Source organism: Bradyrhizobium sp. 170 (assembly GCF_023101085.1).
Taxonomy (GTDB): Bacteria; Pseudomonadota; Alphaproteobacteria; order Rhizobiales; family Xanthobacteraceae; genus Bradyrhizobium.
In genome coordinates this window covers 3,640,204-3,666,280 of sequence record NZ_CP064703.1, presented here as the reverse complement: position 1 = coordinate 3,666,280, position 26,077 = coordinate 3,640,204, and the positions used below count along the sequence as shown (strand labels likewise).

Genomic DNA, 26,077 nt, shown 5'->3' with positions numbered 1-26,077 from the left:
TCCTGATGAGGTCCGCCTTGCGCCACAGCGCGCCACGCGGCCGTGGGGCCGCGCACGGCGCTGTACCGCGCGGTCGAGTCACGACCGGTGATGGCGGCGAGCATGATGACGCGGGAATGCGTCGGGCGCAAAAGCATATGAGTCGTAGCGGTCGCCGCAGTAAGAGATGCCGCCGCCGGCCGACGCACACGCGCCCTTCAACGCGGGCCAGTCGGGAGAAGCCTTGGCAGCAGGCGTTGGCGCGCCTCCATTCAGAACGTCCAGATTGGGATAATAGAAAGCGAACGCGCCCGGCTCCTGGATGGCGGCCCTTATGGTCCCGTTCGGATTGAAGTCGTTCTTCGGATTATACCCGGAGTCCTGTAGATTCTTGATATACAGGGCGCGGTCGCTGCTGCTTACACCGCCCGACACCACGACCGGAGGCGCACCCACAGCAGCTTGCGCGAATGCCGGCGTCGCTGCGGTCGCGGCCAGCAGCACGGCCGCTGCAAGAGCTTTGAATGAAATCATTTTCGTTTCTCCTGTATGGATCGATTGCAGACCCGCGTGGGACAAGACGAATTGATCACGCTTCGTGAGGCGAGCGTGCTGTCTGGACCGCGAGCTATCTGCTTGCAGCATCCGATGCGGATATCTTGGTATTAGGGAGACCGCACGCCCGTCCCATTAAATTCCGATTCAATAAACTCAACTCGGTTTGAAACGCGCGTTACAGAGTCAATCGCCTGCGGAACGGCATTCGCTCACAACAAAGCTGATTGCGGCGCGACGGGACGTCGTGACGAAATCATGCCGCGTGAACACGGGGGTGACTCGACTCCTGAAGGGTCGTCGATCTCTCGCGCACTGGTTATCTGACGTGGGTCGAGAAATGGTGACTGGTATCGCCGGCGCGCCGCGTTGCGCCTGATGCAGGCGACTCTCATGGCCGACTGGACCAGCTCTCAACCAGAAAGGAGCAAGAGTCAGAGCCTGAGATTCTGCTCATTGACGAGCACCACGCGCGGCTGAAACTTCCTAGCTTCATCGCCGTCGAAATTGGCGTAGGCAACAATAACGCCCCTGTCGCCCACCATCGCTTGACGCGCCGCGGCACCCTTAAGCCTTATGGTTCCCGAGTCAGCGGGAGCTTCGATGACGTAGGTTGAAAATCGAGCGCCGTTGTCAATGTTATAGATGTCTACGCGCTCATTAATGAGGAAGCCAGCAGCCTCGATGAGATCACGGTCGATGGAAATCGAGCCTTCATAGCGCAAATCGGCTTCAGTCGCGTGCGCACGATGAATCTTGCCCTTCATTAAGGTGACTTGCATCGAGAGTATCCTGTATCGTTACCCGGAATTGTCGGCCCGGCCATTAGGGGCCGAGGGCGCGCCGCGCCCACCTACATTGGATCGAAAGCGCCAGCTGGCGGCAGATTGCCGTTGAACTACTCGATCACGGTAGTCGCGATCTGGATTGATCAAGATCATCTATTCGGCGAGGCGCATTGCGGCTTCAGCCATTTCCACTCGATGCATTTGCCGGCGGGAGTTCCCGGGGCGCCTTGCGCCCATTTCGCGCAGACCTTCTTCATTTGAGTATTGCATTGCGAGGGAAAATCATTTGCCAGGGTGATACCGGCCATCAGTAAGAGCGCCGCACCAGCCGTCAGGAATGTCTTGCTCATAAGGTTTCTTCTCCGTTCTTGTCTAACACTGAAGTCGAATCCCGCGCCACCGTGGCTGGGGACGCCGATGCTATTGTTTGAGATGGATGCGGATCCCCGCGAAGGTCCCTTCACCGCAACGCAGCCAAAGCTTCTCGAAGCCGAGCAATCGCATCGCGTCCTCTTCCAACTTCCGGGCTTCAGCGTCTTCACCCGAGCGCGCAAGGTACGCTATCCATGTACGCAGTGCGTCGATATCCGGGTGCGCCTTCTGTGGCGCGCGACCGCCACCGATTGGTCGGGTCGATGGCGCTGGATACGGGTATTTAAGGTGACGCGGTAGGCCTGCTACCTTGTAGGTGTGAGGACACCCTCATTAGAACCGTCACTTGTGACGCGAGAACGTTTGCTCACAGTGGTGTTCATCGCGCCGCCGTTGCGGATGCTCAGCACAAGCATCCGATGTGTAGGAGTCGGAAAGAATATTTCTGACTTCGAACCTCATAATGACCAAGGGCAAGCCGACGAAGGTGCGGCAGCGTTCCGTCGTCGGCAGAAAGAGCGACGTAGTCGGACGTGCGGGCGGCCAACGCCTTTGCCGGACGCCGACGGCAGGGCACGGATCGGCCTAATAAAAAACACAACCTTCCGATGAAATCACCCGATTCCAAATATCTTATCGATGCTCCTGCATTCTCAGAGCACCATGGTCGCGAATGGCCGACGAACAAGACCACAGATATTTATCTCTCCGCAATCAATCTGCAACGATCCCCCTTCAACACCTCCGATACGCGGTTGTTTCCGCGGAGTATGGAAGCTTCCGGCGGGCGGCAGAAGCGTTGTTGACGCAGCAGTCAACTCTGAGCCGCTGCATTCGGGAACTCGAGGAATCGATAGGCGTGATTGTGTTCGAGCGATCGAGCGGCGGCGTCTGCGCCACGTCGGCTGGCCGGGACTTTCTCCGAACGGCGCGGTCGATTCTCGAACAAATGGATGCGTTGGTCACGTCAGCCAAGTCTAACGGACGCGGCGAGGCTGGGCGGCTGTCTGTGGGATTCTATACGTCGCTGTCGGCCGGCAATTTACGGGCGACGTTGGTAGATTTCAGGCAGCGGTGCCCACAGGTCGCACTTGGCATGGTCGAAAGGTCGCGGATGCGCCTCGTCACCGCCCTACGCAATGGTGCAATCGACGTGGTCATCGCGACCGACGGGGGACACGTCTTTGACAGCAACGCCTTGCCGCTGTGGAGCGAGCGCGTCCTGGTGGCCTTGCCTGAGGGACATCAACTGGCTGGGAAGAAGGCGATCTACTGGACCGATCTGCGGAATGAGACGGTCCTTCTCAGCCATTATGACCCGGGACGAGAACTTGAGGATCTTTTGTTGGCAAAGCTGATCTCGACAGCAGACCGTCCCAAGATCGAACGCCATGACGTTAGCAGAGGTATCATCAAGACCCTCATATCCATAGGATTCGGTGTCAGTTTGGTGGCCGAGTCCGACATCGGCGTCACTTTTGCGGGCCTGACTTATCGAGAGGTACGAGACGGCACGGGGCCGAGTCAGGTTAGTTATTCAGCACATTGGCGCAAGGACAATGACAATCCGGCGCTGGCAAACTTCCTCAAATTGTTGAGCGAGCGCTATCCCTTGCCTTGCGCAGGCTGACCCTTGCGGCGGGTCTTTGGAAAGGCTCGGTCGGTTGCCATGAATCGCGCCAGCATTGGTGCGATCAGCTTTGCCGGATCCGAGATCGCCTGCCCGGTTTCGCGGGCAAGCATGTCGGTGTAGGCCGCGAGGTTGCGATGGACATCGGCCGGTAGTTCCACGGTGAGCTTTACCGGCTTGTCATCGGCGATGGGGCCGAGCTTCAGCTTTGCCATTTTTTCAGCCTCTGTATGGTTCGAGCACGAGGTCGCGATTGACGATTACCCGCACCGGAAAACCCGGCCGGATTGTCAGGGTCGGCTGGATGTTGAGATTGCGCCGAACGATCTGCTGACCGGTCTGGTTCAGGGAATCCCCTGCCCCACGGCGAAGGGCCTGCAGAATGGCGCTGTTTCCGTTGCCAGCATCCGAGCCGGACCCAAGTTCGACTCCTACACCAAGCAAAGTCGACAGCAACGCCGCCTTGAACAGCTCGCCCCAGTGAAGATCGACCTCATCGTGAAGCCCAGCATAGCCTGCGGTATCGGCACCCGGCTGGCGCTCAAGGACGATCGATCGGCCGTTCGGCATGATCAGGCGTGTCCAGACCATGAGCACGCGTGACTGGCCATGTGTAACGTGGCTATCATAGATTCCTATCAGCCGCGCACCCTGGGGCACCAACAAAGTTTGACCGGACAGCGTATCAAATAGCGGTTCGGTCACATGCGCCATGATCTGTCCGGGCAGATCGGATCTGATGCCCGTAATAAGGGCCGCCGAAATCACAGACCCTGCCTGGACGACAAAACGCGAGGCTGGCTTCGTCACACGGTCAGGGCTCGTGGTCCGCCGATCAACGGCAGCGCTAACAAAAGCGAGCTTGCGGTCCTGTCCATTCTGGGCAAGCGCCTCATCGGCCGTTGATGCGGCATTTGAGGTCGACTCGCCAGGGATCGCTGCCGCCAGTGGCCGAACATTCGTCGACGCAAATACTTTGCTGGTGCGCGCGGCCTCGCTTTCCTGGCTCATCCGCTGTTGCTCGGGATCGACCGCAAGCGGCCCGGACTGGGCCTGGGCCGCAACAATGGGGCGACCGAGATCACCCGGCAATGGCGGCCCGAGGCGCGGCACCTCGCGCGGAATGCCCGCATAGTCGCGCGGCAGCCCGGCAAGGCCGTCGGCCACATTGTGGTGATCGGTGCTGTACAGCTCTTCGGAAGCTTGACCACGCGTGCGATTCTGCTGCAGGGCCCACAGCACGGCTCCGGAAACCAGAACGAGCGCGAGTGCCGCGCCCCCGGCCAATACCTTACGCGACAGGCGAGTCACGGGCGGACGTTCTGGACGCAGGCGCAGTGAGCCGGCTATCTCCGCAGCACTCTTCGGCGAGGTAGAACCAGGACCATCGGCGCCAGTCGTTTGGTTGTCGGTCACGACGGCCTCCCGTCGCTTCTGATGATTCGGACCTTTTGCTGGGAGTCGCCACCAAGTCGCAGCTCGGCCGCGGCAAACAGCCGATCGACGATCAGCACGTTACGATAGGTTCGGTAGTTGACGATCTCGGAATTGCCGTCCGGACCGATGACAAACAGCGGAGGCATTTCTCCCTGAACGATGCCGGGTGAGAACTCGATATAGACCTTGCGGCCATCGTCATAGACGCCGACGGGCCGCCAAGGCGGATTGTCGCCCTCGAGGGTGTAGCGATAGCGCCGCTGAGAAGAGTCAGGAAGAATTGGCGTCGGGGAAACAGCTCGGGCACGGCCGGGCCTGTCCTCGGGATAGAACCAGGCGACTGATGGCATGTAGGGTTTTTCACGCGAGCGCAGCTCGATGAGATAGGTGCGCCGGTCGGTGTTGACCACGAGGTTGGTCTCAATCGAATGCCGCGTCGGCTTGACCATGATGTGGACACGTCTGGTATCGCCGCTTCCGCTTTCGGTTTCGCCAACGACCCAGCGCACGGTGTCGCCAGCCGATACCGGCCCCGAACCCGTGAGCTGCTCGCCGGGCTCGAGTGCGATATCGGTGATCTGTCCGGGGCTCGCGTAGATCTGATAGAGGGCGCCGGGACTAAAAGGGAAGACCTGCACAGCATTGAAGTAGCCGGCGCTACGCGGCTCGACGCGCGCAGCGTCATTGGCGGTCTCGATCCGCGCAATAGGCTCCTTTGCCTCAACGTTTCCCTTCTTGCCTCCCTTCGCCGGCGTCCAGGACGGCGGAACGTGAAGGGATCGCGGACGATCCTCCGCCAGCGACGGCGGACTGGGAAGTGGCGGAATATCGTCGTCGTAGCTGATCTGCGGCGGTTTCGAGGTGGCACAGCCGCTGAGTGCAAACATGCAAGCAAACAGAAACGGGCGCATGACCTTGCGCACACCCGGGCTAGCGACTCCAGGAATCTGCATATTCACTGCCCAAGCTCCTTCGACCAGTTGATGGCGTTGACATAGACCCCGAGCGGATTCTTGCGCAGACGATCGGCATTGCGCGGGGTTGCGATCACGATGGTGAGGATGGCAGTCCAGCGCTCGGTGGCGGTAAGCTGCCCATTGTCGTAGCGGCGCTCGATCCAGGCGACGCGAAAGCTTTCCGGCGAGGCACGAATGACGCTGGATATTTCCACTGCGATCTGCAGCTTGCCGAGTTTGGCAAAGGGATCGTTGACGCGGGCGTGGTCATTGAGAGCGGCGGCGCCGCGATCGGTCGTAAAGTCATAGGCGCGCAGCCAGTCCTGACGCAGCACGATGGCATCAGCCGACAGCCCGCGCACATTCTCGATGAAGCGTGCCAAATGAAAGGCAATCTGCGGATCGGTCGGTTGATAGAAGGGGTTGGCTGGGCCGATCGCCTGTGCCTGGCCGAGACGATCGACCTCAATGACCCATGGCGTAATGCTTCCCTGTGTGGATTGCCAGACGAGACCTGATGCAAGTCCGGCCGACAGGATAAGAGAACCGAAGGCCGTCAGTCGCCAGTTTTTGGCCTGCACCCGCGCCGAGCCGATGCGCTCGTCCCACACTTGCGCCGCTTTCTGATAGGGCGTTACGGGCGCGGGCGTGCGGCCATAATGAACGGATGGTCGTTTGAACATCACTTCCCTCCTTCGGAGAGATCGACGGAGGCGCCTCCTCCACCGTGGTCGGCAGTGCGAACGACGTTGGTAGCGGCCGACGCCCCGTGACTCATGGTCTGCATGCGCTTCATGCGTCTGGCCGAAATGGACTGACTGTCCGGAGGTGAGGAACTTGCCGGCGGCTGAGCTGCGCCGGCTTCACCGGCTGCAGTGCCACCATTTGAAGCCGAGCCGCTTGCAGCCGCGGCGCGACGAAGCGGGCTCGTCATCGCGGACGCGGCGGCATCCGCGACGCCGGACAAACCACCCGCCTTGAACGCATCGCTTGCGCTACCCGCTAGCGCCGCGGTCCCGCGCGCCGCGCCGGCGAGTGCACCGACGCTGCCGGCAGCGAGGCCCGCTCCGGCCACAACGACTCCGCCGGCAGCCAACCCTGTGCCCGCGGCGGCTCCGGCGCCAAGTTGCGGACCGCCGGACACGATGCCATTGGCGATCCCGGGCCCAAAGATTCCCAGGCCCAGCAGCGCTAACGCGGCGAGCACCAGGGCCATGGCATCTTCAATGCCGACCTGTGCGCCGGCCGAGGTAACGGTAAACTGTGAGAACAACGACGAGCCGATGCCGACGATCACGGCGAGCACCATGACTTTGACGCCTGACAAGATGACGTTGCCGAGCACGCGTTCGGCGGCGAAGGCCGTTTTGCCGAACAGCCCAAACGGAATCAGGATGAAGCCCGCGAGGGTCGTCAGCTTGAATTCAACCAGTGTGACAAAAAGCTGGATTGCCAAAATGAAGAAGGCGAGCAGCACGATCACCCAGGCGAACAGTAGAACCACGATCTGGATGAAATTTTCAAAGAAGCTGACATAGCCCATTAAGCCCGAGATTGAGTCCAGGATCGGCCTCCCCGCATCGATGCCGACCTGCGCTATCCGCCCCGGGCGCAGAAAATCCGCCGAGGACAAACCATTTCCTGAGGCTCTCAAACCGAGACCGGCAAAGCTCTCGAAAACGATGCGGGCGAGGTTGTTCCAGTTGCCGATCAGGTAAGTGAACACGCCGACAAAGAGCGTCTTCCTCACGAGGCGAGCGATGATGTCCTCGTCGGTACCCCAGGCCCAGAACAGAGCGGCCAGCGTGACATCGATCGCGGCAAGCGTGGTTGCGAGGAAGGCGACTTCGTTGCCAAGCAACCCAAAGCCAGAGTCGATGTAGCGGGTAAACGTTTCCAGGAATCGGTCGATGACGCCGGTGCCACCCATGGAATCACTCGCGTTCGGGTGTTGCAACGGGCGGCCAGCCCTGGGGGAGACGATCGGGATGCTTGGGCTGCGCCAACGACGGTGTCGGGCTGCCTGGTTGAGCATCGGCGGAAGTAACGCCCGGTGTTTTCTTTGATCCAAGGAAGCGACGGCGGTTCTCCGCCCAAATTAGACGGCACTCCTGGAGTTCTGCAACCTGCTCGGAGGTGACCTTCCGGCAGCGTTCGAGCTCGGCGGCAAGGCTACTGGCTACACGGGATGCCGACGATCCAGCCAGTGGACCGTCACTGTCGCCGCGGAGCTGGATTGTGCAAGCTGCGGCAAAGAGGACGGAGACGATAGCTGCTGTGAACACGAACATCCCCCGCTTGAATCCACCATGCCCGCTCATTGGTGAAACATCCGAACTGTCGAAGGCTGATAGCCTCTACCAGGAGCGAGAAAGCGACGAAGCTGCTCCCGGCCCTGATCCTGCGCGGTGGTACGCTGGGCCGTTTCGAGATTTTGCGCCCGCCCCTGCGCGGCAACTGCTGCCGTAAGGTCGGCGAGCTGCTGCGCCTGCAGACCAAGGAGCTGATTGCCGGCCTGACTGGCCTGCAGCGCGCCGGTCGCACCTTGGCTTGAGCTAATGAGGGCCGACATCTCCTTGCGGTGGGTGTCGAGATTGCCGACCACGGTCGCCTGAACGCGTAAAGCGTCTTGCAAGCCCGCTACAGAATTCTGCCAGCGTATTTGCGCATTCGCGATCAGCACTTGATCTGACTCGTTGGTCGAGGCCGGCGCATAGGTCGTCGAGAAGGCCCGATCGATCTGCTTGATGTTGTAGGCAATGTGCTGCGCCTGGCCGAGAAGCAGCTGGGTTCGTTGAATCGATTGATCGAGCTGCTGCAACGAGGAATACGGCATGCTGGCGAGATGTTTGGCCTGGTTGATCAACATCTGCGCCTGATTCTGCAGCGAGGTGATCTGGTTGTTGATCTGCTGCAGCTCACGTGCAGCCGTGAGCACATTCTGCGCATAGTTGTTAGGATCGAACACGATCAGTTGGGCCGACGCGGGCGAAACTGCGCATGCGACGGCAATGGTGATGGCGCTCGCGGCGGCGAGGTACGGGAGGCGCTTCATGACAAGCCCTCCTGCTTGATGAGACCAGGAATGAGATCGGCGGCCCAACCTAACCCGCGCGCGGCGAGCCAACCGGTGACAAAATCATCACGGCCGTGTTCGGCGAGCACGCGCTCAATCATCGCCTGATCGGACGTTGATGAAGCTGCTGTGAAGGCGAGTGCGAATTCTTCTAGACCCAGCTCGAACAGGCGATTGCCGCGCCGTGACTGGCAGTAGTAGTCGCGCTTGGGCGTGGCGCGCGCGAGGATCTCGATCTGGCGGTCGTTGAGACCGAAGCGCCGATAGATCGCCGAGATCTGCGGCTCGATCGCGCGCTCGTTCGGCAGGAACAGCCGAGTCGGGCAGCTCTCGATAATCGCAGGCGCAATCGCGGACCCGTCGATATCCGAGAGCGACTGGGTGGCAAAGATGACGGAAGCGTTCTTCTTCCGCAATGTCTTCAGCCATTCGCGGATCTGCCCCGCAAACCCTGCGTCATCGAGCGCAAGCCAACCTTCATCGATGATGAGCAGCGTCGGCCTTCCGTCGAGATGGCCTTCGATCCGATGGAAGAGATAGGCGAGCACGGCCGGTGCGGCTCCGGTGCCGATCAGGCCTTCAGTCTCGAACACCTGGACCGAAGCCGAACCGAGTTGCTCCGCTTCGGCATCGAGCAGCCACCCAAAGGGGCCACCGAGGCAGTAGGGTTGAAGAGCCCTTTTCAGGCCCTGGGACTGCAGCAGCACGGACAAACCGGTCAGCGTTCGTTCGCCCGCGGGCGCAGAAGCCAGCGAAGACAGCGCCGACCAAAGATGCTCCTTGGCTTCAGGCGTCACGTCGATCTTTTCGCGGGCGAGAATGGCTGCGATCCATCCCGCGGCCCAGCCGCGCTCGGCCGCATCGTCGATCATGGCAAGCGGCTGCAGCGCGACCGGTTCGGAGGCGCTATCGGACAGCGCGCCGCCGAGATCATGCCAATCGCCCTTCATGGCAAGCGCCGCGGCCCGGATCGAGCCGCCGAAGTCGAAGGCAAAGACCTGGGAGCTTGGATACCGGCGGAACTGCAGCGCCATCAGCGCCAGCAGCACCGACTTGCCGGCACCGGTCGGACCGACCACCAGCGTGTGCCCAACGTCCCCGACGTGGAGGGAGAAGCGGAACGGTGTGGATCCTTCCGTCCGCGCGAAGAACAGCGGCGGCGCGCCGAGATGAGTGTCTCTCGCCGGCCCTGCCCAAACCGCGGACAACGGGATCATGTGGGCGATGTTAAGGGTCGAGACCGGCGGCTGGCGGACGTTGGCATAGACGTGGCCGGGCAACGAGCCCAGCCAGGCATCGACGGCATTGATGGTCTCCACCATGCACGTGAAGTCGCGTCCTTGAATGACCTTCTCGACCAAGCGCAACCGTTCGTCCGCGATGCGCGGATTCTCGTCCCAGACTGTGATCGTGGCGGTGACAAAGCCCTCTCCGATCAGATCGGAGCCGAGCTCCTGCAACGCAGCGTCGGCGTCGATAGCCTTGTTGCTAGCGTCGGTATCGATGAGAGACGAAGTCTCGTTGGTCATCACCTCCTTCAGGATTGCGGCAACGGATTTCCGTTTGGCGAACCATTGCCGCCGGATCCTGGTCAGGAGCTTCGTTGCGTCTGCCTTGTCGAGCATGATCGCCCGGGTCGACCAACGATAAGGGAAGGCAAGCCGATTGAGATCGTCCAGAATCCCCGGCGTGGTTGCCGTCGGGAACCCAACAATCGTGAGCACCCGCAGTTGTTGGTCGCCCAGCATCGGCTCGAGCCCACCCGTCAGGGGCTCGTCCGCCAACAGCGCATCGAGATACATGGGAATCTCGGGAACGCGGACGCGATGTATCTTGGTCGAGACGCAAGCATGCAGGTACGTCAGGGTCTCGCCGTCATCGAGCCATCGGCACTCCGGCATAAACCCTTCGACCAGTTGCAGCACGCGGTCGGTCCGATCGACAAAGCCGCGCAATACCTGGTGGGCGCCGGCAGCCTCCCCACGCTCAGGTCCCTCATAAAGGAGGCGCTCGGCGCGCGCCGCGTCCTCGGCCGGCGGCAGATACAGGAAGGTGAGGAAATAGGCTGACTCGTAGTGAGCTCCCTCTTCCTCGAACTGCGCCCGGCGCTCGGCATCGACCATGGCCGATGCCACGTCTGGACAACTGCTCGGTGGATAGGCATTCGATGAATACCTCTGCGCTTCAACAAACACCGCCCAGCCGGATCCGAGGCGCCTCAAGGCGTTATTGAGGCGGCCGGCAACCGCAACAAGTTCTGCTGGAACAGAGGAATCAAGATCGGGCCCGCGAAAGCGCGCGGTCCTCTGAAACGATCCGTCCTTGTTGAGGACGATGCCTTCGTCGACCAGTGCGGCCCATGGCAGGAAATCCGCAAGATGTGTAGCGGAGCGGCGGTATTCGGCAAGGTTCATCATTGGTTGCTCACACATTCAGATGGGTTGGGATGCGCAGATGGCGTCTTGCAGTCTCGACAAAGAGCGGATCGCGCTTCGCGGCCCAGACGGCAGCGGCATGACCAATTGCCCAGATCAGGAGGCCCGCGATCCACAGCCGCAGGCCGAGGCCGAGCGCAGCGGCAACGGTGCCGTTGACGATGGCGATCGCACGCGGCGCGCCGCCGAGCAGGATCGGTTCGGTCAGCGCGCGGTGCACCGGAATTGCAAAACCTTCAACCGGCCCGTCCATCAGATCAGCACTCCGCCGCCGAATGAGAAAAATGCCAGGAAGAAGCTCGAGGCTGCGAACGCGATCGACAGACCGAAAACGATCTGGATCAGGCGCCGAAAACCGCCCGAAGTGTCGCCGAAGGCGAGCGTAAGGCCCGTGACGATGATGATGATCACGGCCAGAATCTTGGCGACGGGCCCCTCGACCGACTGCAGGATCTGGTTAAGCGGCTGCTCCCACGGCATGTTGGAGCCAGCGGCCTCTGCAGTGGGCGAGATCGCCACGGAGCTGAGAGCTACCGCAACAGCTATCATCCCGCTTCTCAATGTGACGCCGTTCATGATGGGTCTCCTGCGGGTGAAATGAGGTAGTCGCCCTCGGTCGTCAGGCCATCGACACGCGCGAGTTCTGTCAGCCGACGATCTGCGCCGCGGCCGGAGAGAACCGCAATCACGTCGATGGTCCCCGCGATCAGCGCGCGCGGCACAGTGATGACGGCTTCCTGGATAAGCTGTTCGAGGCGGCGAAGGGCGCCAAGCGCCGTGCCGGCGTGAATGGTGCCGACGCCACCGGGATGGCCGGTGCCCCAGGCCTTGAGAAGGTCGAGCGCCTCGGCTCCTCGCACCTCACCGATCGGGATTCGGTCGGGGCGTAGCCGGAGCGAGGAGCGCACGAGGTCGGACAGCGAGGCGACACCATCCTTGGTGCGCAGCGCCACGAGGTTAGCCGACTTGCATTGGAGTTCGCGCGTATCCTCGATCAGCACGACGCGATCTGCAGTTTTTGCAATCTCGGCCAGCAGCGCATTAGTCAGCGTGGTCTTGCCGGTCGAAGTACCGCCGGCCACGAGGATGTTTTGACGGTCCCGGACAGCGTTCCGCAGCCCGTCAGCCTGAGCGACTGTCAGGATGCTGGCGGCGACATAGTCGTCGAGCGTGAAGACGGCCACCGCCGGCTTGCGAATGGCAAAGGCTGGAGCGGTCACCACGGGCGGCAGCAACCCCTCAAAACGCTCCCCCGTCTCGGGCAACTCGGCCGAGACGCGGGGACTTGCCGGATGAACCTCAGCGCCGACGTGATGGGCAACGAGCCGCACGATGCGCTCGCCGTCGGCGGCGGCGAGGCGCTCGCCGGTATCGGTCATACCCCCCGACAACCGATCGACCCAGAGCCGGCCATCGGGATTGAGCATGACCTCGACGATCCCAGCGTCTTCGAGCCACGCCGCTATCGTCGGTCCGAGCGCGGTGCGCAACATGCGTGCACCACGCGAGGCGGCCTCGGACTGAAAGGAATGAACTGCCACGCTTGCCCCCAACGTCGCCGAGATATGAGCTCGGCGGTAGGGATCAGTAGAAAAGGCAGGTTACGCGCTCGTGCAACAAGCTCAAATCAGGCGGCGTGCCGTGGCGTAGCAAAAGAAAGAGGTGGCGGAATCACTCTCCGGGAACGACTGGCGAAGCCTTGGCTGGCTCAATGTCGAGCGATATTTCCTGCGCAAGGGTCTGGCCCCTGGCCAGCCGTCGCCCGAGCGCCTCGACAAAGCCCTCATACCGCTCCCGCCCCTTGGTCTGTGCCGCGGGCTGCGCCGTGTCGGGCAGCGGCGGCGTTGCCGTCAGCCAGAACCGCACGAACAAGGCCAATGCTTCATTTGAGATGGTGATATGACGCTCCAGCCGCTCGACGTGCCGGGTCAGCCGGTCAAGGCGACGGCCGAGCGCCGCCTCCATCCGCTCCGAATTATCCGGCGACAGGAATGAGGCCAGCGCAGTTTCGACGATGAGCGCCTGCGGCACCCGCTTGCGGCAGGCGTGGTCAGCGAGCTTGCCCGCCAGGTCAGGAGGCAGGCGAAACGTATGTTTAGTCCGCATTATCTCACCCTAGAGCTCGAGGCCATCGTCTGGATCCATTGCGGCCTGGCGTGCGAGGCTGGAGACGTTCATGCGCAGCACACGCGCTCGTATGGCGTCACCGTCGCCCTCATCTTCCGTGAAGTCGAACTCCGGTGGAGGCTTCAAGGCCTCTGGCGCGATATTCTCATGCTCGGGAAGCTCCGGCTCGCGGCGAATGCCGGAATTTGCGGTAGATTGCCGAGCACCCGACAAGCTTACCGGCTCGGCAACATCTGAATTCGGCGGAGCTGGCAGCCGGCTCCAATCGTCTGTCGCTGCCCTACCGTCGCGGTCGAGGGAGCTTGAGTTTGGCGGTGGTAGCACGCGCTCGGTCAAACGTGGATCCTCAAAATATCTCGCCTTCTTGGCGCGGATCGGTGGCACGCCGGAAACCAGCACCAGTTCGTCCTCGGGCGGAAGCTGCATCACCTCGCCGGGCGTGAGCAATGGCCGCGCGGTCTCCTGTCGCGAAACCATGAGATGGCCGAGCCACGGGCTAAGCCTGTGACCGGCATAGTTCTTCATCGCCCTTAATTCCGTGGCAGTCCCAAGCGCATCCGAAACCCGCCTGGCCGTACGCTCGTCATTGGTCGCAAAGGAAACGCGCACATGACAATTATCGAGGATCGCGTTATTCGGCCCGTATGCTCTTTCGATCTGATTGAGCGACTGCGCAATAAGGAAGCTCTTGAGCCCATAGCCCGCCATGAAGGCGAGCGCCGACTCGAAGAAATCAAGCCTTCCCAGCGCCGGAAACTCGTCGAGCATGAGCAGCAATCGATGCCGGCGGCCCTTGGCCTGGAGTTCCTCGGTGAGACGACGACCGATCTGGTTGAGGATCAACCGCACCAGCGGCTTGGTGCGGCTGATGTCGGACGGAGGTACAACGAGATAGAGTGTCGTCGGCCGATCGTCTTCAACGAGCTCGCGGATGCACCAATCACAGCGGCGCGTCACCTCGGCAACAACAGGGTCGCGGTAAAGGCCGAGGAAAGACATCGCGGTCGAAAGCACGCCGGACCGTTCGTTCTCGCTCTTGTTCAATAGCTCTCTCGCTGCGGACGCGATCACTGGATGGGTCCCGGCTTCACCGAGATGCCGCGTGGTCATCATCGTGCGGAGCGTCGTTTCGATTGGCCGTTTCGGATCGGACAGCAAACTCGCAACACCGGCGAGCGTCTTGTCCTGCTCCGCATAGAGGACGTGAAGGATGGCTCCGACCAGTAGCGCGTGGCTGGTCTTCTCCCAGTGGTTACGTCGCTCCAATGATCCTTCGGGATCGACCAACACGTCGGCCACGTTTTGCACGTCACGAACTTCCCACTCCCCTCGCCTCACTTCCAAGAGAGGGTTGTAAGCTGCACTCTTTGAGTTGGTTGGATCAAACAACAGCACCCGGCCGTGCCGGGCCCGAAAGCTGGACGTCAGGGACCAGTTTTCACCCTTGATGTCATGGACGATGCAACTTCCCGGCCAGGTTAGAAGCGTCGGGACAACAAGTCCAACGCCCTTTCCGGATCTGGTGGGGGCGAAGCACAGCACATGCTCAGGTCCGTCGTGCCGCAAATAAAGTCCCTCGAACCGCCCGAGGATTACGCCATCTGCCCCGGCAAGGCCGGCACTTCGAATCTCAAGCTGGTTGGCCCAACGTGCAGACCCGTACGTGGCCGCCGTCTCCGCCTCCCGAGCCCGCCACACCGACATCGCGAAAGCGACTATAATCGAGATGATCCCGCCGGACGCAGCGACGCATGCCCCTTCAACGAACACTTCAGGTGCGTAGGCATCGTAGGCATACCACCACCAGAAGAAGGCGGGAGGCAGATAGATGGGAACGCCCGGTGCGAGCTCAAACCAGGGGTGTCCGAGTTGCGGCTGATAGCCGAGACGCCAGGCCGTCCATTGCGTCGCGGCCCACATCGTGATGAGCACGACGGTCAAGACGCAGGCGATCTGGCCCCAAAGTATTCTGGTTGCGGACATGGCATAGAATATCGAGCGCCTCCGCAATCCGCAGACAAGCCCTCTTGCAGGCTGCGAGTATTTTCGGATATCCGATCGAACAGATTGGTGCGGCAAACCAGAAGCCAGCCACGATCTGAAGCCCAACGTTGAAGGCAAACGCTGTTTGGTAAGCGACCTCTGGGTAGTGCCCATCTATGGGAGCCCAGAGCTGAACCACTAACCCCGTGATATACTGCACGACAAACGCGCTACCGATGTGGAAGACGTTCAGCGCTGCATTCGCTCTACCCGCCAGCTCCTTAGGGAAATACTCAGCCAGGATCGCGTAACTGAGGACAGTTCCGGCACCGACGGCCGCTACGACGATCCACGGGACATATGACGGGAGCGGCCATCGCAGGATCAATGCTAACTGAGCCGCGATGAACATCGTGGCGACAAGGCCCAACAGTGTCCGCAGTCCGGTCCCACGTCGGCGCGCCCGATCGACCGCAATGCCCCACAGAAGCCCGCCCAAACTCAATGCGACTGCCATGATGAGCAAATGCCAGAGTAGTCCCGAGCGGTCGAGACGCTCGACATCGCTGAGCCATGGCGCCGCCCACAATCCTTGCAACGCCCAGGCCGTCCCGATGCAGGCGGCTGAAAGCGGAGCCAGGCGCCAGAAGCGTGGGTCGGCATAAACCATCCTTAGACTATTTTGTCCGCCTGCCACCGATATAGGTGCTGGCACCTCTGGGACAGCAAGATAAATGATAAGAGCGCATCCGGCCGAGACAATCGCGAGCAGCGCAAACAATGCTCGCCAACCCGCGGAAACCAGCAAGAACTCCACAGGCAGAGTTGCCGTCAGCGCGCCCAAGCCCCCCAACATGATCATCATGCCGTTGAGCAGTGGGATACGTTCGCTGGGAAACCAGAGCGCGAGGGCTTTCAAGCCGGCCGTCAATGACGCGGCGACACCAAGACCGATCAGCGCTCGACCGCCGAGGAGCAGCCAAAAATTATCCGAGACGGCAAATAGCGCCGCTCCCAGAACTGCGGCAATCATCACGGCACTTTGGATCCGCCCCGGACCATATCGGTCCAACAAGATGCCGATCGGAATCTGGGCAGCCGCGAAAGTCAGGTAGTAGACCGACGTCAGCAGACCAAGATCGCCAGCGCTGAGGTCAAATTCGGAGGTCAAAGAGCCGGCGACCGTTGCATTGATAGTCCGGAACAGAAAGGAGAGATAGTAAGCGGCAACGAACGGCAGGAACACCCGCAGAATCAGGCGCCAGTTTTCTGTCAAGTCGCCGGCACGTCGGCGTCGAGTCGCATGGCTGGGCGGTCGAGACCGTAGTTGCTGTTCGACCGATCCTTGGTGAGCAACTGCCTGCCTTGCAACCGGTCTAGTGCAGAGGCAGTCCTGCCTTCCCTGGAAAGTTGAACAAGCTGCCGCCCTCCCGGACGGCAGTGGAGTGCTCTAATTCGATGCCAACCGTGCTTGATGTGCGGAAATCTGGCTCATGGGCTGAGGAGCACTTTTTCGACGTTCCCTCGCACGGCCCACGCGAATGAGCCTCGCGTTTCGGTGTGCTGAGCCGATCCATCGTCTCCTGCATGAGCGACGTTCCTAGCTGAACGCGTCGCCCGACCTGCGCGGCAAATTCGTCGAAACGCTCGGACCCAAGTAGGCAGGCAGCGTGTTGGTCCGCTGCGGGAAGCACTGGTGTTACGGCGAGATGGAAGCGCGCCTGAAGAGCTACCGTCTCATTAACGATTCTAAGACCGCGATCGAGCTCTTCAAGTTGGCGGCTCATAAGGGAAAGGCGACGGTCTACCGAGATGTTGTCGGTTTCATCATCCGAACCGAGGAACTGAGCAAGGGCAGCCTCAACGAGCGCTGACTTAGTGGCGCCGGGACGCTTGGCAGCTGCCGATAGCCGCGCGGCCATCTGCTCGGAGAGGTAGACGCCAATTCTGGGCTTCATCGTTGGACCTTCGAACGTTGCTTCGTGCAGTGCGGCTCTGAAGCAGACCCGACGCGCTGAACGTTCGCCATCAAAGGGGCTGCTCGCGTCCCAGAGCAATCGCTCAGTCGCAATCGTCGTGTGTTCGGATAGATTAGCGTACAAAAGCCGATCGAGATTGCATGGTATCTGACCGGCAGCGCGAAGTGCGATTGCGTTCAACCGATTTCACATCAAGCGCCTCGTCCGCTGGCGCGGAAGTGCCGGGCGGCGCGCCAATCAGATTCCGAGGCCAATTTTCCTTCCAAAGCTCCAGGTCACCCCGCCTCCGCGTGCCGCGACGCCGGATACTTGTCGATCGAGATGCTGCTCCAATGCTGGCCGCCAGGGCACGAGTTGGAATCCGAGCCCGTCGTCAACCATGGCAAACCGGCCTGACGCCAGCGTTACGCGCTGACGATAGACGCCCGCAATGCGTTCGCCTTCCGACGAGGGTTGGTGGAGCAACCCCGTCTCGGCCGCGAGCCTCGCCACCGTCGCATCGAGCTCCCGCTGCCGTAGCGTATTGAGAAGATCGCGGGCAAAGATGGCCCTTGACCCCTGACGCCGCGCAAGGCCTTCGCCCGCGAGATAGTCAACCCGACGCTCCATGGCTTCGCGGACTTCGGCTCCGTAACCACTGCTCGCCACGATCGAATCACGCGCGAGTAATTGCCGGTCAATCCAGGTCGCTCCCGGTGCCGTAACCTGGGCTTCGACGTCTAGATCCGACCTCGTGGCGAGCGAAAGCCGCTTGCGCCCTTGCGCATCGTCGTAAGACCGCGCCTCCACGATCGCGCCGGGCGCGCCATCGCCGGTCATTTCAATATCGGTGAACCTGATGTGATGCGTTCGTCCATCGATCCCCTCGACGATCGCATAGGCCGAGCCTTTCAGTTCGTCATGCAGTCCGCGCTCGACCAGGCGGCCGAGCACGGGATCTGTCGGTTCCTCCCCGTGCAAAGCAAAATTGGAGATATTCGGTTCGCGGCCACGAGCGGTCATCGCCCGATGCATGGTCTTGATGACATCGCCGCGAATCGAGAGATCGCGCAGCCTGTCCTCGATACCAGGCTTCAGCGTCCAGCAGCCGGGTGCAATCTGCTCGGCAAGACCGAGAAGTTCGAGCCTAGCGGCCCGCCCGACCATCAGGCGGCGAAGCCTCAAGTCTTCGCCTGACGCATTTGGCCGAAGGTCCGCCACGCCGGCGCCCTCGTCGGCGGCGACACGCAGTGCCTGATCGAGGCTGGTCCAGCGTTCGGCCTCAACCTCCCTTTCCAGGGCGGACTGGATGTCCCGCTCGCTGCGCGGCCCAAGCTCAAGCGTGACACGCTCGGCCGCGCGATCCCGAAACCCGCGGGAGATGTAATTCCGGCTGATGACCAGATCCTGGCCGTCCTCCGCACGGCCGCGGATCAGGACATGAATATGCGGATTATCGGTGTTCCAGTGGTCGACCGCAATCCAGTCCAGTTTGGTTCCGAGATCTCGCGCGACGTCAGTCATCAGCTCGCGGGTGAAGGTGCGGAGGTCGCCGAGCTCGGCGGCATCCTCCGGAGAAATAATAAATCGAAAATGATGCCGGTCGTCCTCGCAGCGTTCGGCAAAGCCGCGTTCATCCGCCGCATCCGACCTCGCGTCGAACATCCGGGCGTCCGCGCCGTCCTGCGTCACGCCCTCCCGCTTCAGATAGGCGATATGTTTTGGCATAGTTGCCGAGCGAAAGCGGGTACCGTGGTGACGGACCACGCGCGCCTTCATTACTACACGCCGCGAGGTCGAGCGGAGCGACAGTGAGAGCGCGGCACGCCGGCCTCGTCCAAAGTGCGACCGGCTCGCTCCGCCTTTACCGCGCCCAAAACCGTCGCCGACATGCCCGGCTCTCTTGGCCGCCCGCATCACCTGGCCGACAAAGCTCTTCGGACGCGAGGAGCTACGTCCGCGGTCGCGAATGCGACCAGGGCGAACACGAAGGTCGTTGTCGCGCTGGCTCACGATGGCTTCACCGTAAACTTGCGCTGGCCGACGGCCCTAGCTGCGTTGATTTCCTTGACGATTTGGAATGGAGCGACGGCTTGATCATTCTCACTGCCTCTTAAAACCTCAACTCCACCAACCACATGCGCCCGACCGAAGGCGGCGCTTTTCCCTTGCCGTCCCTGGCTCGTATGATCGTGCTCCCTTCTCCTCACACTCCCCCGTGCGAAAAGTCCCGACAGCACGCGACTGAATACGACTCCACCAATTTGCCGACAGCCGACTCTTGCCGACTTGCTTGCGACTTGGTCAAGTGGTCGACTTCGACGGCCACGCGATGCCGCGGCCCTGCCAGCTCTGGCCGGGAAGGAGGAATGCGGCTGTACCCGATGGGTTAGAGGCGCGGCTATTTGAGAGCGTGAGCAACACACGGTTAATTCTCTCCATCCGTCCAGATCCGCAGCGCGCGGGCGATGATTGCAGAGGACGGGATGGGTCCGAAGTAGCGGCCGTCCAGCGAATCCGACGATTGCCAATTCATGAGGAAGACGTCATCTCGCGCGACCACGCGGCAGCCCTGCCAGATCGGGAGCGGACGGCCACGCCTGTCGCGATCGCGCGCCTCGCCAAGTCCAATTCCATCGACGGTAATGGTGAGGCCATTCCTGCAAACCGTTTGCCCGGGGAGTGCGAGGATGCGCTTCAGCATTGGCACGCCGCGCGGCAGATAGCTGCCCTCAGCAAGGAACGTAGCAAGCGGCTCCGGCGGCAAGACTGCAACCAGTTCGGTGACAAACAGCGTGTCGACGGGCTGCAGGCGATAGAGCCCAAGCGGGGCACTCTCTGAGGCATTCCAGACGTACAGGGCAACAGGCTTCGCGCAGATCACCGAGGTCAGCAAGGCGACCGATCCGCACATCGCCAGGAGCGTCGTCATCCAGTACTTCATGGCGCGATCTTCCGGCGTTGAAGCCAGATCTGATGCCGCGACCGTGTGTAGGACCTCGGCGCCTCTCCGACGGACAGGCGGTTGTGTGCGTGGTGCCAGTAGTCAGGCGCTGCGTCGGCGGCATTGATGCCGAGCGCCTCGACGGCGTCAATCAATTGCAGCACCCGCTCGACTTTCGGCCAACCGGAGAGCCGCAGCAAAATATCGCCGCCTGGGCGTACATAGGGCACGGTCGCGCAGCGCTGGCCCGGCGTAACGGCACGCAAGATATCGATCTTTGAAACGACGGTTCCGTAGTCGCTGGACGTCCAGCGCACGAAGGCAAAGATGCTGCCCGGTGCAAATGAGACGACACGACGTCGTCGGTCCAGTATCTGTTCGGCCGCCACCCGGCCGAACCGAATCCAGTTCTCGATCCGCTTCTCAAGCCACAGCAGTTCAACATGCGTGAGGTCGCTCATGCAGTTCCTCCGTCGTCATGAAGGATTTCGATCGTGATCAAGTCGCCATGCCCGATGGCAATGCATATTCCGCGTCGAAAGGGTGCGATCTTGGAATTGTCGCGCTGGCCGGACGCAATCGATGATGCATTTGCTCTGCCGAATCGAAGCACAGACAGGGTGCGTCTTGCGCCCAACTCCGCCGACTGCAGCAATTCCCTTGGAGCGCTAAACCACTGCGAAGCACGATCTTCGCCTAACTCAGCAGCGGTCCAATTCCGGGGTCGCGAACCGTCTTTGCTGCAGCGATGGCCGGTCCGTGGCCCTTGGTGTGAGTTCACGAACGCCCGCTGTCGTTTTTCCTTGAATCCGATTCTGGGCGGCGCTGGATTTTCGAGTCTTTGCACGACTTTCTGCATGGTGTGATTTCCCTTGAATCATTGACTGGCTCCTTAAATCGTGGACTGGCTGCAGCGGCTGGGCGTAGACTCACCTCGCACGATGGTGAGTCGGAGGGATCGATGAGACGCATCCCGCTCAGTCGGCGTTCGCACATCACAGGCTTTCGGCCGATCGATGGAGAGGCGGTCGAGCACGAGAGTGCGCTCGAACGGGATTTCGTGCTGCTGGCGAACTTTCTCGACGCCGGCGCCGTGATTGCCTCGCAGCCGATCACAATCGAGTTCCAGGATGGCGCGCGGCTGCGCCGATACACACCGGATTTCCTCGTGATCTGGAGCGACGGACGCACAGAACTGGTCGAGGTAAAATACCGCGTCGATCTACGTGCCCAATGGGTGCGGCTGCGGCCGGGCTTTGTTGCAGCGCGGGCGAGAGCGAGGGAGAACGGCGGGCGTTTCCGCATCGCGACCGAACGCGGCATCCGGGGACCGTTGCTCGACAATGCCAGACGGCTGCTACCGCTACGCAAAGCACCGCTCGATCCGGCAATATCCGAACGCGCTTTGGGAGCAGCGCGAACACTTTGCGAACCGACTTTCGAGCGCATCGTCGATGCGATGTCCTGCGACCGCGCGATGGCGCTGGGTGTGGTTTGGCGGCTCATCGCGCGGGGCGCTTTCAAAGTCGACCTCGCCGCGCCGATACACCCCAATTCTCCGGTGGGATTGGCATGAGCCCCGCGGCTGACACACCCGATCTTGCGGACGTACCCGTTGCTGATTGGCATAAGGCGCGTCGTCGCTTTGAGGTGATCAGTGTTCTGGCGAAGGCGCCGGAGCGGACGCGAGGCGATGCCGAGGCGGCTGCCGAGGCGCTTGGCTGCAGTGCCACGGTCGTTTATCGGCTGCTGTCGCGCTATCTTGCCGATCCGCGCGTGACGAGCCTCCTGCCCGGGCGCCGCGGACGGCGGCAAGGCCAGCTTTTGCTGGCTGCAGAGGTCGATGAGGTGGTGCAGGCCACGATCGACGAGTTCTATCTGACCCGGCAACGACCGCGCGTCAGCGATCTGGTGACCGAGGTGCAACGGCGCTGCCGGACGCTGGGACTGCCGAAGCCAAGTCGCAAGGCAATCAACTTGCGGATTGGACAACGTGCGTCGGTCGAGGCGTTGGCAAAGCGATCCGGCCGCAAGGCCGCACGTGATCGCTTCGGACCAGCGACGGGTTCTCTGACGGCGCCTTGGCCACTCGCACTTGTTCAGATCGACCACACGCTGGTGGACGTGATCGCGGTCGACAGTGTCACACGACAGCCGATCCAGCGGCCGTGGTTGACCATTGCAATCGATGTCCATTCGCGCTGTGTCGCGGGATTCCATTTGGCGCTCGAACCGCCATCCGCCACGTCGGTCGCGCTGTGTATCGCCCATGCCGTTCTGCCGAAGGCCGGCTGGCTGATGGCGCGTGGTGTCGCCGGTGATTGGCCGGTCCAGGGATTGATCGAGCGGTTGCACCTCGACAACGCCAAGGAGTTCCATTCCGAGGCGCTGAAGCGCGGCTGCGAGCAGTACGGGATCGCCGTCGACTATCGTCCGGTGAGGACGCCGCACTATGGCGGCCATATCGAGCGGCTGATCGGGACGATGATGGGCAAGGTTCATCTCTTGCCCGGCACCACTTTCTCGGATGTTCGTGCCAAGGGGGATTGGAAGCCCGAAGACACGGCGGCATTGACGCTTGATGAGATCGAACGCTGGCTCGCCCACGCGATCGTCGGCGTTTATCACCACGATCTGCATCGCGGGATCGGCACGACGCCGGTCGCGGCTTGGGAGCGCGGAATCCTGGGCGATGGACAGGTCTCGGGGCGGGGCATGCCAACCGCAATCGACGATCCGCGCCGCTTCCTGATCGACTTTCTGCCGATGGAGCGGCGGCTTGTCCGCCGCGAAGGCGTGTTCCTGCATTCGATCGGCTATTGGGCCGATGTGCTGCGCACCTGGATCGGCGAGCGAGAGTGGATGATCGTTCGGTACGATCCACGCGATCTTAGCCGGGTCCATCTGCTCGCACCCGACGGACGCTACTATGATCTCAGCTATCGAGATCTGCGTCGGCCGGCGATCAGCCTGTGGGAGCATCGACTGGCGCTGATGCGGTTGCGGGACGAAGGCCGTGCCGAGATCAACGAGGACGCTATCTTCACAGCAATTGACGCAATGCGCGGTATTGCGGAGCGCGCTAGCGCGGAGACCAAGACTGCGCGTCGTCAACGAGAGCGGCGGCTTCGCCTTGATGGCGTGGTGACAGAACGGCGTCCAGCCGCCAGTGCGGTTGAATCCGCTCCAACGATCGAACCCCTGCCGGCCGATCAGCGGTTGTTCAAGAACGTGGAGGAATGGACATGAGCAATCCCTCCTACCCGCATCTGCTGCCGCAGATTCGCGCGCTCGCCGATGCGCCTGGCGAGATTCGCATCCAGCGCATCCGCGCAGATCGGTGGATCGGCTATGCACGGGCGGAAGCCGCCCTGGCGGCGATGGACGATCTTCTGACGTTCCCGAAGCGCACCCGTATGCCGAACTTGCTGCTGGTCGGCCCTAGCAACAACGGCAAGACCATGATCGTCGAGAAGTTCAAGCGCGCGCATTTGCGCGATACCGTCGATGCCTCGGAGGGTGCTATCTCGGTGCCCGTCTTAAAGGTCCAGATGCCGCCGGCGCCGGACGAGCGGCTGTTCTTTGCTGCCGTGCTGGAAGCGCTAGGCGCACCCGATCGCAACCATGATCGGCTGGCGGTCAAGCAGGATATGGCGATGCGTATACTGCGCGCGACGGATGTGCGGCTGCTCGTCATCGACGAGGTCCACAACATCCTGTCGGGCTCGCGGGCGCAACAACGTCGCTTCCTCAACCTGCTGCGCTGGCTCGGCAACGAGCTGCAAATTCCGCTGGTAGCCGTCGGAACCGCGGAGGCGTTGCGCGCAATCCAGAGCGATGACCAGCTTGCCAACCGGTTCACGCCGTTCGGCTTGCCGCCATGGCGGTACGACGCGGAGTATCTGCGGCTCCTCAACACGCTGGAGGCGATGCTGCCGCTGCGCGAACGGTCGGGCATGGAAGAACCAGCCTTCGCGCAAAAGCTGCTAAGCGCTGCGGAGGGCATCCTCGGAGAGGTGGTCAGCCTGGTCACGACTGCCGCGGTGGCGGCCGTTGCCGCCGGCGAAGAGCGCATCCTCATCGAAAGAATTGACGACATCGGTTTCATTCCTCCCACGGAGCGCCGACGTGTCGCCGGCTGAGATTTACGAAGTCGAGTTTCTCGATGCGGAGATAGTCAGCGCACCGCGGTCGCTGCCGGCACGGGTTGCACCGATACCGGACGAAGCGCTGGCGTCCTGGTTGCTTCGGTTCACCGAACCGTTCGGTGTCTCGCCGGAAGCCTTGTTGCTTGGTGATGGTGAGATCGGCTTGACGAGGCACCCGGATTGGTGGCGCAAGCCCGATCCCCTCGTCGTCGCGGCGCTTGTGCACGGCACGGGGGTGTCGGGAGAGCTGATCCGTTCGCTCAGTTTCAACGATTGGACTGATGACGGGCACGACGACGCCGTGCCGGAACGGTTTAGCCGTCAGCGCTTCACGGCTGAACGGCCGTTGCACCAAACGGGCCGCATCGGGGTCTGTCCCGATTGCTTTGCCGAAGACGAGGCTCCCTATGTCCGGCGTACATGGACACTCGGATGGCTGGCCGCATGTCCAAGACACGGCACGCTGTTGGTGCGAGCCTGTCCCCAATGTGGAGCAAAGCTGCGCCTGCCGGCATTGTCGTGTGGTGAGCACTTTGCACCGGATCGCTGTCGGCGCTGCGCACATCGGTTGACCCACACGGCGACCTTGCTCGCACCGGAGCCGGTCTTGCGGTTTCAGCGGCGTATGATCGAAAGCCGACCAGCCGGTGTCGTGGATTTGCCGGAGATCGGCAAAATCGGCTGGCCTGTGGCCACGGCTCTGTTCGACGCATTGCTGGGCGCCGTGTGGATCGACACCAAGCAGGCTGCCCGCGACGTGCTCTTTGCACGGATCGCTCGCGATCTGGGCACAGCGCCGTTGGGAGAACCGGCCGACAGCTATCAGAGTCTGGCGATCTTGGCATGGATGTTCGAGGCGTGGCCGGCACGAACGCAAGCCGCACTTGCAATGTTGCACGCCGTGCGCCCGCGCCGGCAGATGCTGCGCTGGCCCAATCTTGATCCAGCGACACGCTATAAGGTCGGGGCGTTGTTCCTGACGGCTTGGCCGGATGAGCGGAAGGACGGCGAACGCGGTTGGTGGCGTGCCTGGATCGATAACTTGCCCCAGACAGGCGAAGAGCTGCGCGCGCAAGCGATCCGTGAGCGGCTGCCACATCGTCGCGCCCGACTCATGGCGATCGCAGATGTACGCGAGGGTCTGTCCGTCGAGGCCGCCGCCGAAGTCGCCGACGTTCGCCCGCGAACTCTGTATCGATGGATCAAACGCGGCGCGCGGGGCGGACTCGAAGCTGCGCTCGAACGACCGAGTGGACAGCTTTCCGGGTTGCAGGCCGCTCAGTTGGCCGAGTGGATCGCTGCCGCCTCGCCCGATGAACCGCGCTGGCGGGTAAACCGTGTGCAGAACGAAGCACTGCGGCGCTTCAGGGCCGAGATCACGATCTATGTCGCGGATCGGCTGTTGCGCATGCACGGTCCATGGAGACGTCGCAGGATTCTTTTGAGAAGGAGGCTCACCGTTGCGCCGGTCTACGATTAAAGGGACACCAGTCCACGATTTAAGGAGCCGGTCACTCATTTTCGGCCCCCAGTCCACACATTTGGGGAAACCGATACCCGCTTACCAACAGGCCGGAAAACGCTCGACCTCGTTAGAAGGAATCCGAAGGATTCCAGGTTAGTAAAGTTACGGCCGCGGCAAGTCGTTGAGTGCCAAGACGTTTCATCCAATTTTGGTCCCCGATAACA

The 26,077-nt window shown here is 61.8% G+C and carries 25 protein-coding genes; 5 read left to right on the top strand and 20 right to left on the bottom strand.

The window, feature by feature from the left end:
• Window positions 1–78 precede the first annotated feature (78 nt).
• The 3 genes from IVB05_RS16890 to IVB05_RS16880 all read right to left on the bottom strand — a co-directional run bounded on the left by IVB05_RS16890 (window position 79) and on the right by IVB05_RS16880 (window position 1,672).
• The gene (locus tag IVB05_RS16890; RefSeq protein WP_247785649.1) at window positions 79–513 is read right to left on the bottom strand and encodes a hypothetical protein; all 435 of its coding nucleotides are present in this window, start codon (window positions 511–513) and stop codon (window positions 79–81) included.
• 455 nt (window positions 514–968) lie between these two features.
• Window positions 969–1,316 (bottom strand): aspartate 1-decarboxylase, encoded by a 348-nt coding sequence (gene panD, locus IVB05_RS16885; protein ID WP_247785648.1) that lies wholly within the window; start codon window positions 1,314–1,316, stop codon window positions 969–971.
• Between the two features lie 155 nt (window positions 1,317–1,471).
• The gene (locus IVB05_RS16880; protein WP_247785640.1) at window positions 1,472–1,672 is read right to left on the bottom strand and encodes a hypothetical protein; all 201 of its coding nucleotides are present in this window, start codon (window positions 1,670–1,672) and stop codon (window positions 1,472–1,474) included.
• A gap of 695 nt (window positions 1,673–2,367) precedes the next feature.
• On the opposite strand from IVB05_RS16880, the gene IVB05_RS16875 reads away from it, so the two are divergent.
• A complete protein-coding gene (locus IVB05_RS16875; RefSeq protein ID WP_247785638.1) occupies window positions 2,368–3,324 on the top strand; it encodes a LysR family transcriptional regulator in 957 nt (318 codons plus the stop codon).
• Here IVB05_RS16875 and IVB05_RS16870 read toward each other — a convergent pair.
• The 17 genes from IVB05_RS16870 to IVB05_RS16790 all read right to left on the bottom strand — a co-directional run bounded on the left by IVB05_RS16870 (window position 3,300) and on the right by IVB05_RS16790 (window position 20,701).
• A complete protein-coding gene (locus IVB05_RS16870) occupies window positions 3,300–3,539 on the bottom strand; it encodes a DUF2274 domain-containing protein (RefSeq protein WP_247785637.1) in 240 nt (79 codons plus the stop codon). The two genes, IVB05_RS16875 and IVB05_RS16870, sit on opposite strands and share 25 nt — an antisense overlap.
• Window positions 3,540–3,543: 4 nt before the next feature.
• The gene (locus tag IVB05_RS16865; protein WP_247786734.1) at window positions 3,544–4,674 is read right to left on the bottom strand and encodes a TrbI/VirB10 family protein; all 1,131 of its coding nucleotides are present in this window, start codon (window positions 4,672–4,674) and stop codon (window positions 3,544–3,546) included.
• A 62-nt stretch (window positions 4,675–4,736) separates the two neighbouring features.
• Window positions 4,737–5,672: a P-type conjugative transfer protein TrbG gene (gene trbG / locus IVB05_RS16860; RefSeq protein ID WP_247786733.1), complete on the bottom strand. Its 936-nt coding sequence runs from the start codon at window positions 5,670–5,672 to the stop codon at window positions 4,737–4,739.
• Window positions 5,673–5,716: 44 nt separating this feature from the next.
• Window positions 5,717–6,400, bottom strand: a complete 684-nt coding sequence (gene trbF, locus IVB05_RS16855) for a conjugal transfer protein TrbF (protein ID WP_247785636.1) — start codon at window positions 6,398–6,400, stop codon at window positions 5,717–5,719.
• Window positions 6,400–7,647, bottom strand: a complete 1,248-nt coding sequence (trbL, locus tag IVB05_RS16850) for a P-type conjugative transfer protein TrbL (protein ID WP_247786731.1) — start codon at window positions 7,645–7,647, stop codon at window positions 6,400–6,402. Before trbL ends, trbF begins: the two co-directional genes overlap by 1 nt.
• A 387-nt stretch (window positions 7,648–8,034) precedes the next feature.
• Complete coding sequence (trbJ, locus tag IVB05_RS16845) at window positions 8,035–8,772, bottom strand: P-type conjugative transfer protein TrbJ (RefSeq protein WP_247785634.1); 738 nt, start codon at window positions 8,770–8,772, stop codon at window positions 8,035–8,037.
• A complete protein-coding gene (gene trbE / locus IVB05_RS16840) occupies window positions 8,769–11,210 on the bottom strand; it encodes a conjugal transfer protein TrbE (RefSeq protein ID WP_247779093.1) in 2,442 nt (813 codons plus the stop codon). The genes trbJ and trbE overlap by 4 nt, the downstream gene beginning before the upstream one ends.
• A 7-nt stretch (window positions 11,211–11,217) precedes the next feature.
• Entirely contained in the window at window positions 11,218–11,481 is a 264-nt protein-coding gene (locus tag IVB05_RS16835; RefSeq protein ID WP_247779094.1) for a VirB3 family type IV secretion system protein, read from the bottom strand.
• Window positions 11,481–11,777 carry a TrbC/VirB2 family protein gene (locus IVB05_RS16830; protein ID WP_247786674.1) on the bottom strand — a complete coding sequence of 99 codons (297 nt, stop codon included), beginning with the start codon at window positions 11,775–11,777 and terminating at the stop codon, window positions 11,481–11,483. Before IVB05_RS16830 ends, IVB05_RS16835 begins: the two co-directional genes overlap by 1 nt.
• 23 nt (window positions 11,778–11,800) lie before the next feature.
• Window positions 11,801–12,769: a P-type conjugative transfer ATPase TrbB gene (trbB, locus tag IVB05_RS16825; protein ID WP_247779095.1), complete on the bottom strand. Its 969-nt coding sequence runs from the start codon at window positions 12,767–12,769 to the stop codon at window positions 11,801–11,803.
• 130 nt (window positions 12,770–12,899) lie between these two features.
• Window positions 12,900–13,334, bottom strand: coding sequence for a CopG family transcriptional regulator (locus IVB05_RS16820; RefSeq protein ID WP_247779096.1), 435 nt, complete (start codon window positions 13,332–13,334; stop codon window positions 12,900–12,902).
• Window positions 13,335–13,343: 9 nt separating this feature from the next.
• The gene (locus tag IVB05_RS16815; RefSeq protein WP_247786729.1) at window positions 13,344–15,287 is read right to left on the bottom strand and encodes a conjugal transfer protein TraG; all 1,944 of its coding nucleotides are present in this window, start codon (window positions 15,285–15,287) and stop codon (window positions 13,344–13,346) included.
• Window positions 15,205–16,614, bottom strand: coding sequence for an MFS transporter (locus IVB05_RS16810; RefSeq protein ID WP_247785627.1), 1,410 nt, complete (start codon window positions 16,612–16,614; stop codon window positions 15,205–15,207). Before IVB05_RS16810 ends, IVB05_RS16815 begins: the two co-directional genes overlap by 83 nt.
• A gap of 100 nt (window positions 16,615–16,714) precedes the next feature.
• Window positions 16,715–17,296: a ribbon-helix-helix protein, CopG family gene (locus IVB05_RS16805; RefSeq protein ID WP_247785625.1), complete on the bottom strand. Its 582-nt coding sequence runs from the start codon at window positions 17,294–17,296 to the stop codon at window positions 16,715–16,717.
• Between the two features lie 258 nt (window positions 17,297–17,554).
• Window positions 17,555–19,309 (bottom strand): VirD2 family relaxase/mobilization nuclease, encoded by a 1,755-nt coding sequence (locus IVB05_RS16800; protein ID WP_247785624.1) that lies wholly within the window; start codon window positions 19,307–19,309, stop codon window positions 17,555–17,557.
• 415 nt (window positions 19,310–19,724) lie between these two features.
• Window positions 19,725–20,240, bottom strand: coding sequence for a S26 family signal peptidase (locus tag IVB05_RS16795; RefSeq protein ID WP_256473348.1), 516 nt, complete (start codon window positions 20,238–20,240; stop codon window positions 19,725–19,727).
• Window positions 20,237–20,701, bottom strand: coding sequence for a DUF2840 domain-containing protein (locus IVB05_RS16790; RefSeq protein ID WP_247779101.1), 465 nt, complete (start codon window positions 20,699–20,701; stop codon window positions 20,237–20,239). The genes IVB05_RS16795 and IVB05_RS16790 overlap by 4 nt, the downstream gene beginning before the upstream one ends.
• A gap of 500 nt (window positions 20,702–21,201) precedes the next feature.
• Here IVB05_RS16790 and IVB05_RS16785 point away from each other — a divergent pair, with 500 nt between their 5' ends.
• The 4 genes from IVB05_RS16785 to IVB05_RS16770 are packed head-to-tail and all read left to right on the top strand — an operon-like array spanning window position 21,202 to window position 25,868.
• A complete protein-coding gene (locus IVB05_RS16785) occupies window positions 21,202–21,816 on the top strand; it encodes a TnsA endonuclease N-terminal domain-containing protein (RefSeq protein ID WP_247785623.1) in 615 nt (204 codons plus the stop codon).
• Window positions 21,813–23,489 carry a Mu transposase C-terminal domain-containing protein gene (locus tag IVB05_RS16780; protein ID WP_247785621.1) on the top strand — a complete coding sequence of 559 codons (1,677 nt, stop codon included), beginning with the start codon at window positions 21,813–21,815 and terminating at the stop codon, window positions 23,487–23,489. Before IVB05_RS16785 ends, IVB05_RS16780 begins: the two co-directional genes overlap by 4 nt.
• Window positions 23,486–24,382 (top strand): TniB family NTP-binding protein, encoded by an 897-nt coding sequence (locus IVB05_RS16775; protein WP_247785619.1) that lies wholly within the window; start codon window positions 23,486–23,488, stop codon window positions 24,380–24,382. The genes IVB05_RS16780 and IVB05_RS16775 overlap by 4 nt, the downstream gene beginning before the upstream one ends.
• On the top strand, window positions 24,369–25,868 hold the full coding sequence (locus IVB05_RS16770; protein ID WP_247785617.1) for a TniQ family protein: 1,500 nt from the start codon (window positions 24,369–24,371) through the stop codon (window positions 25,866–25,868). The genes IVB05_RS16775 and IVB05_RS16770 overlap by 14 nt, the downstream gene beginning before the upstream one ends.
• Window positions 25,869–26,077: the final 209 nt, after the last annotated feature.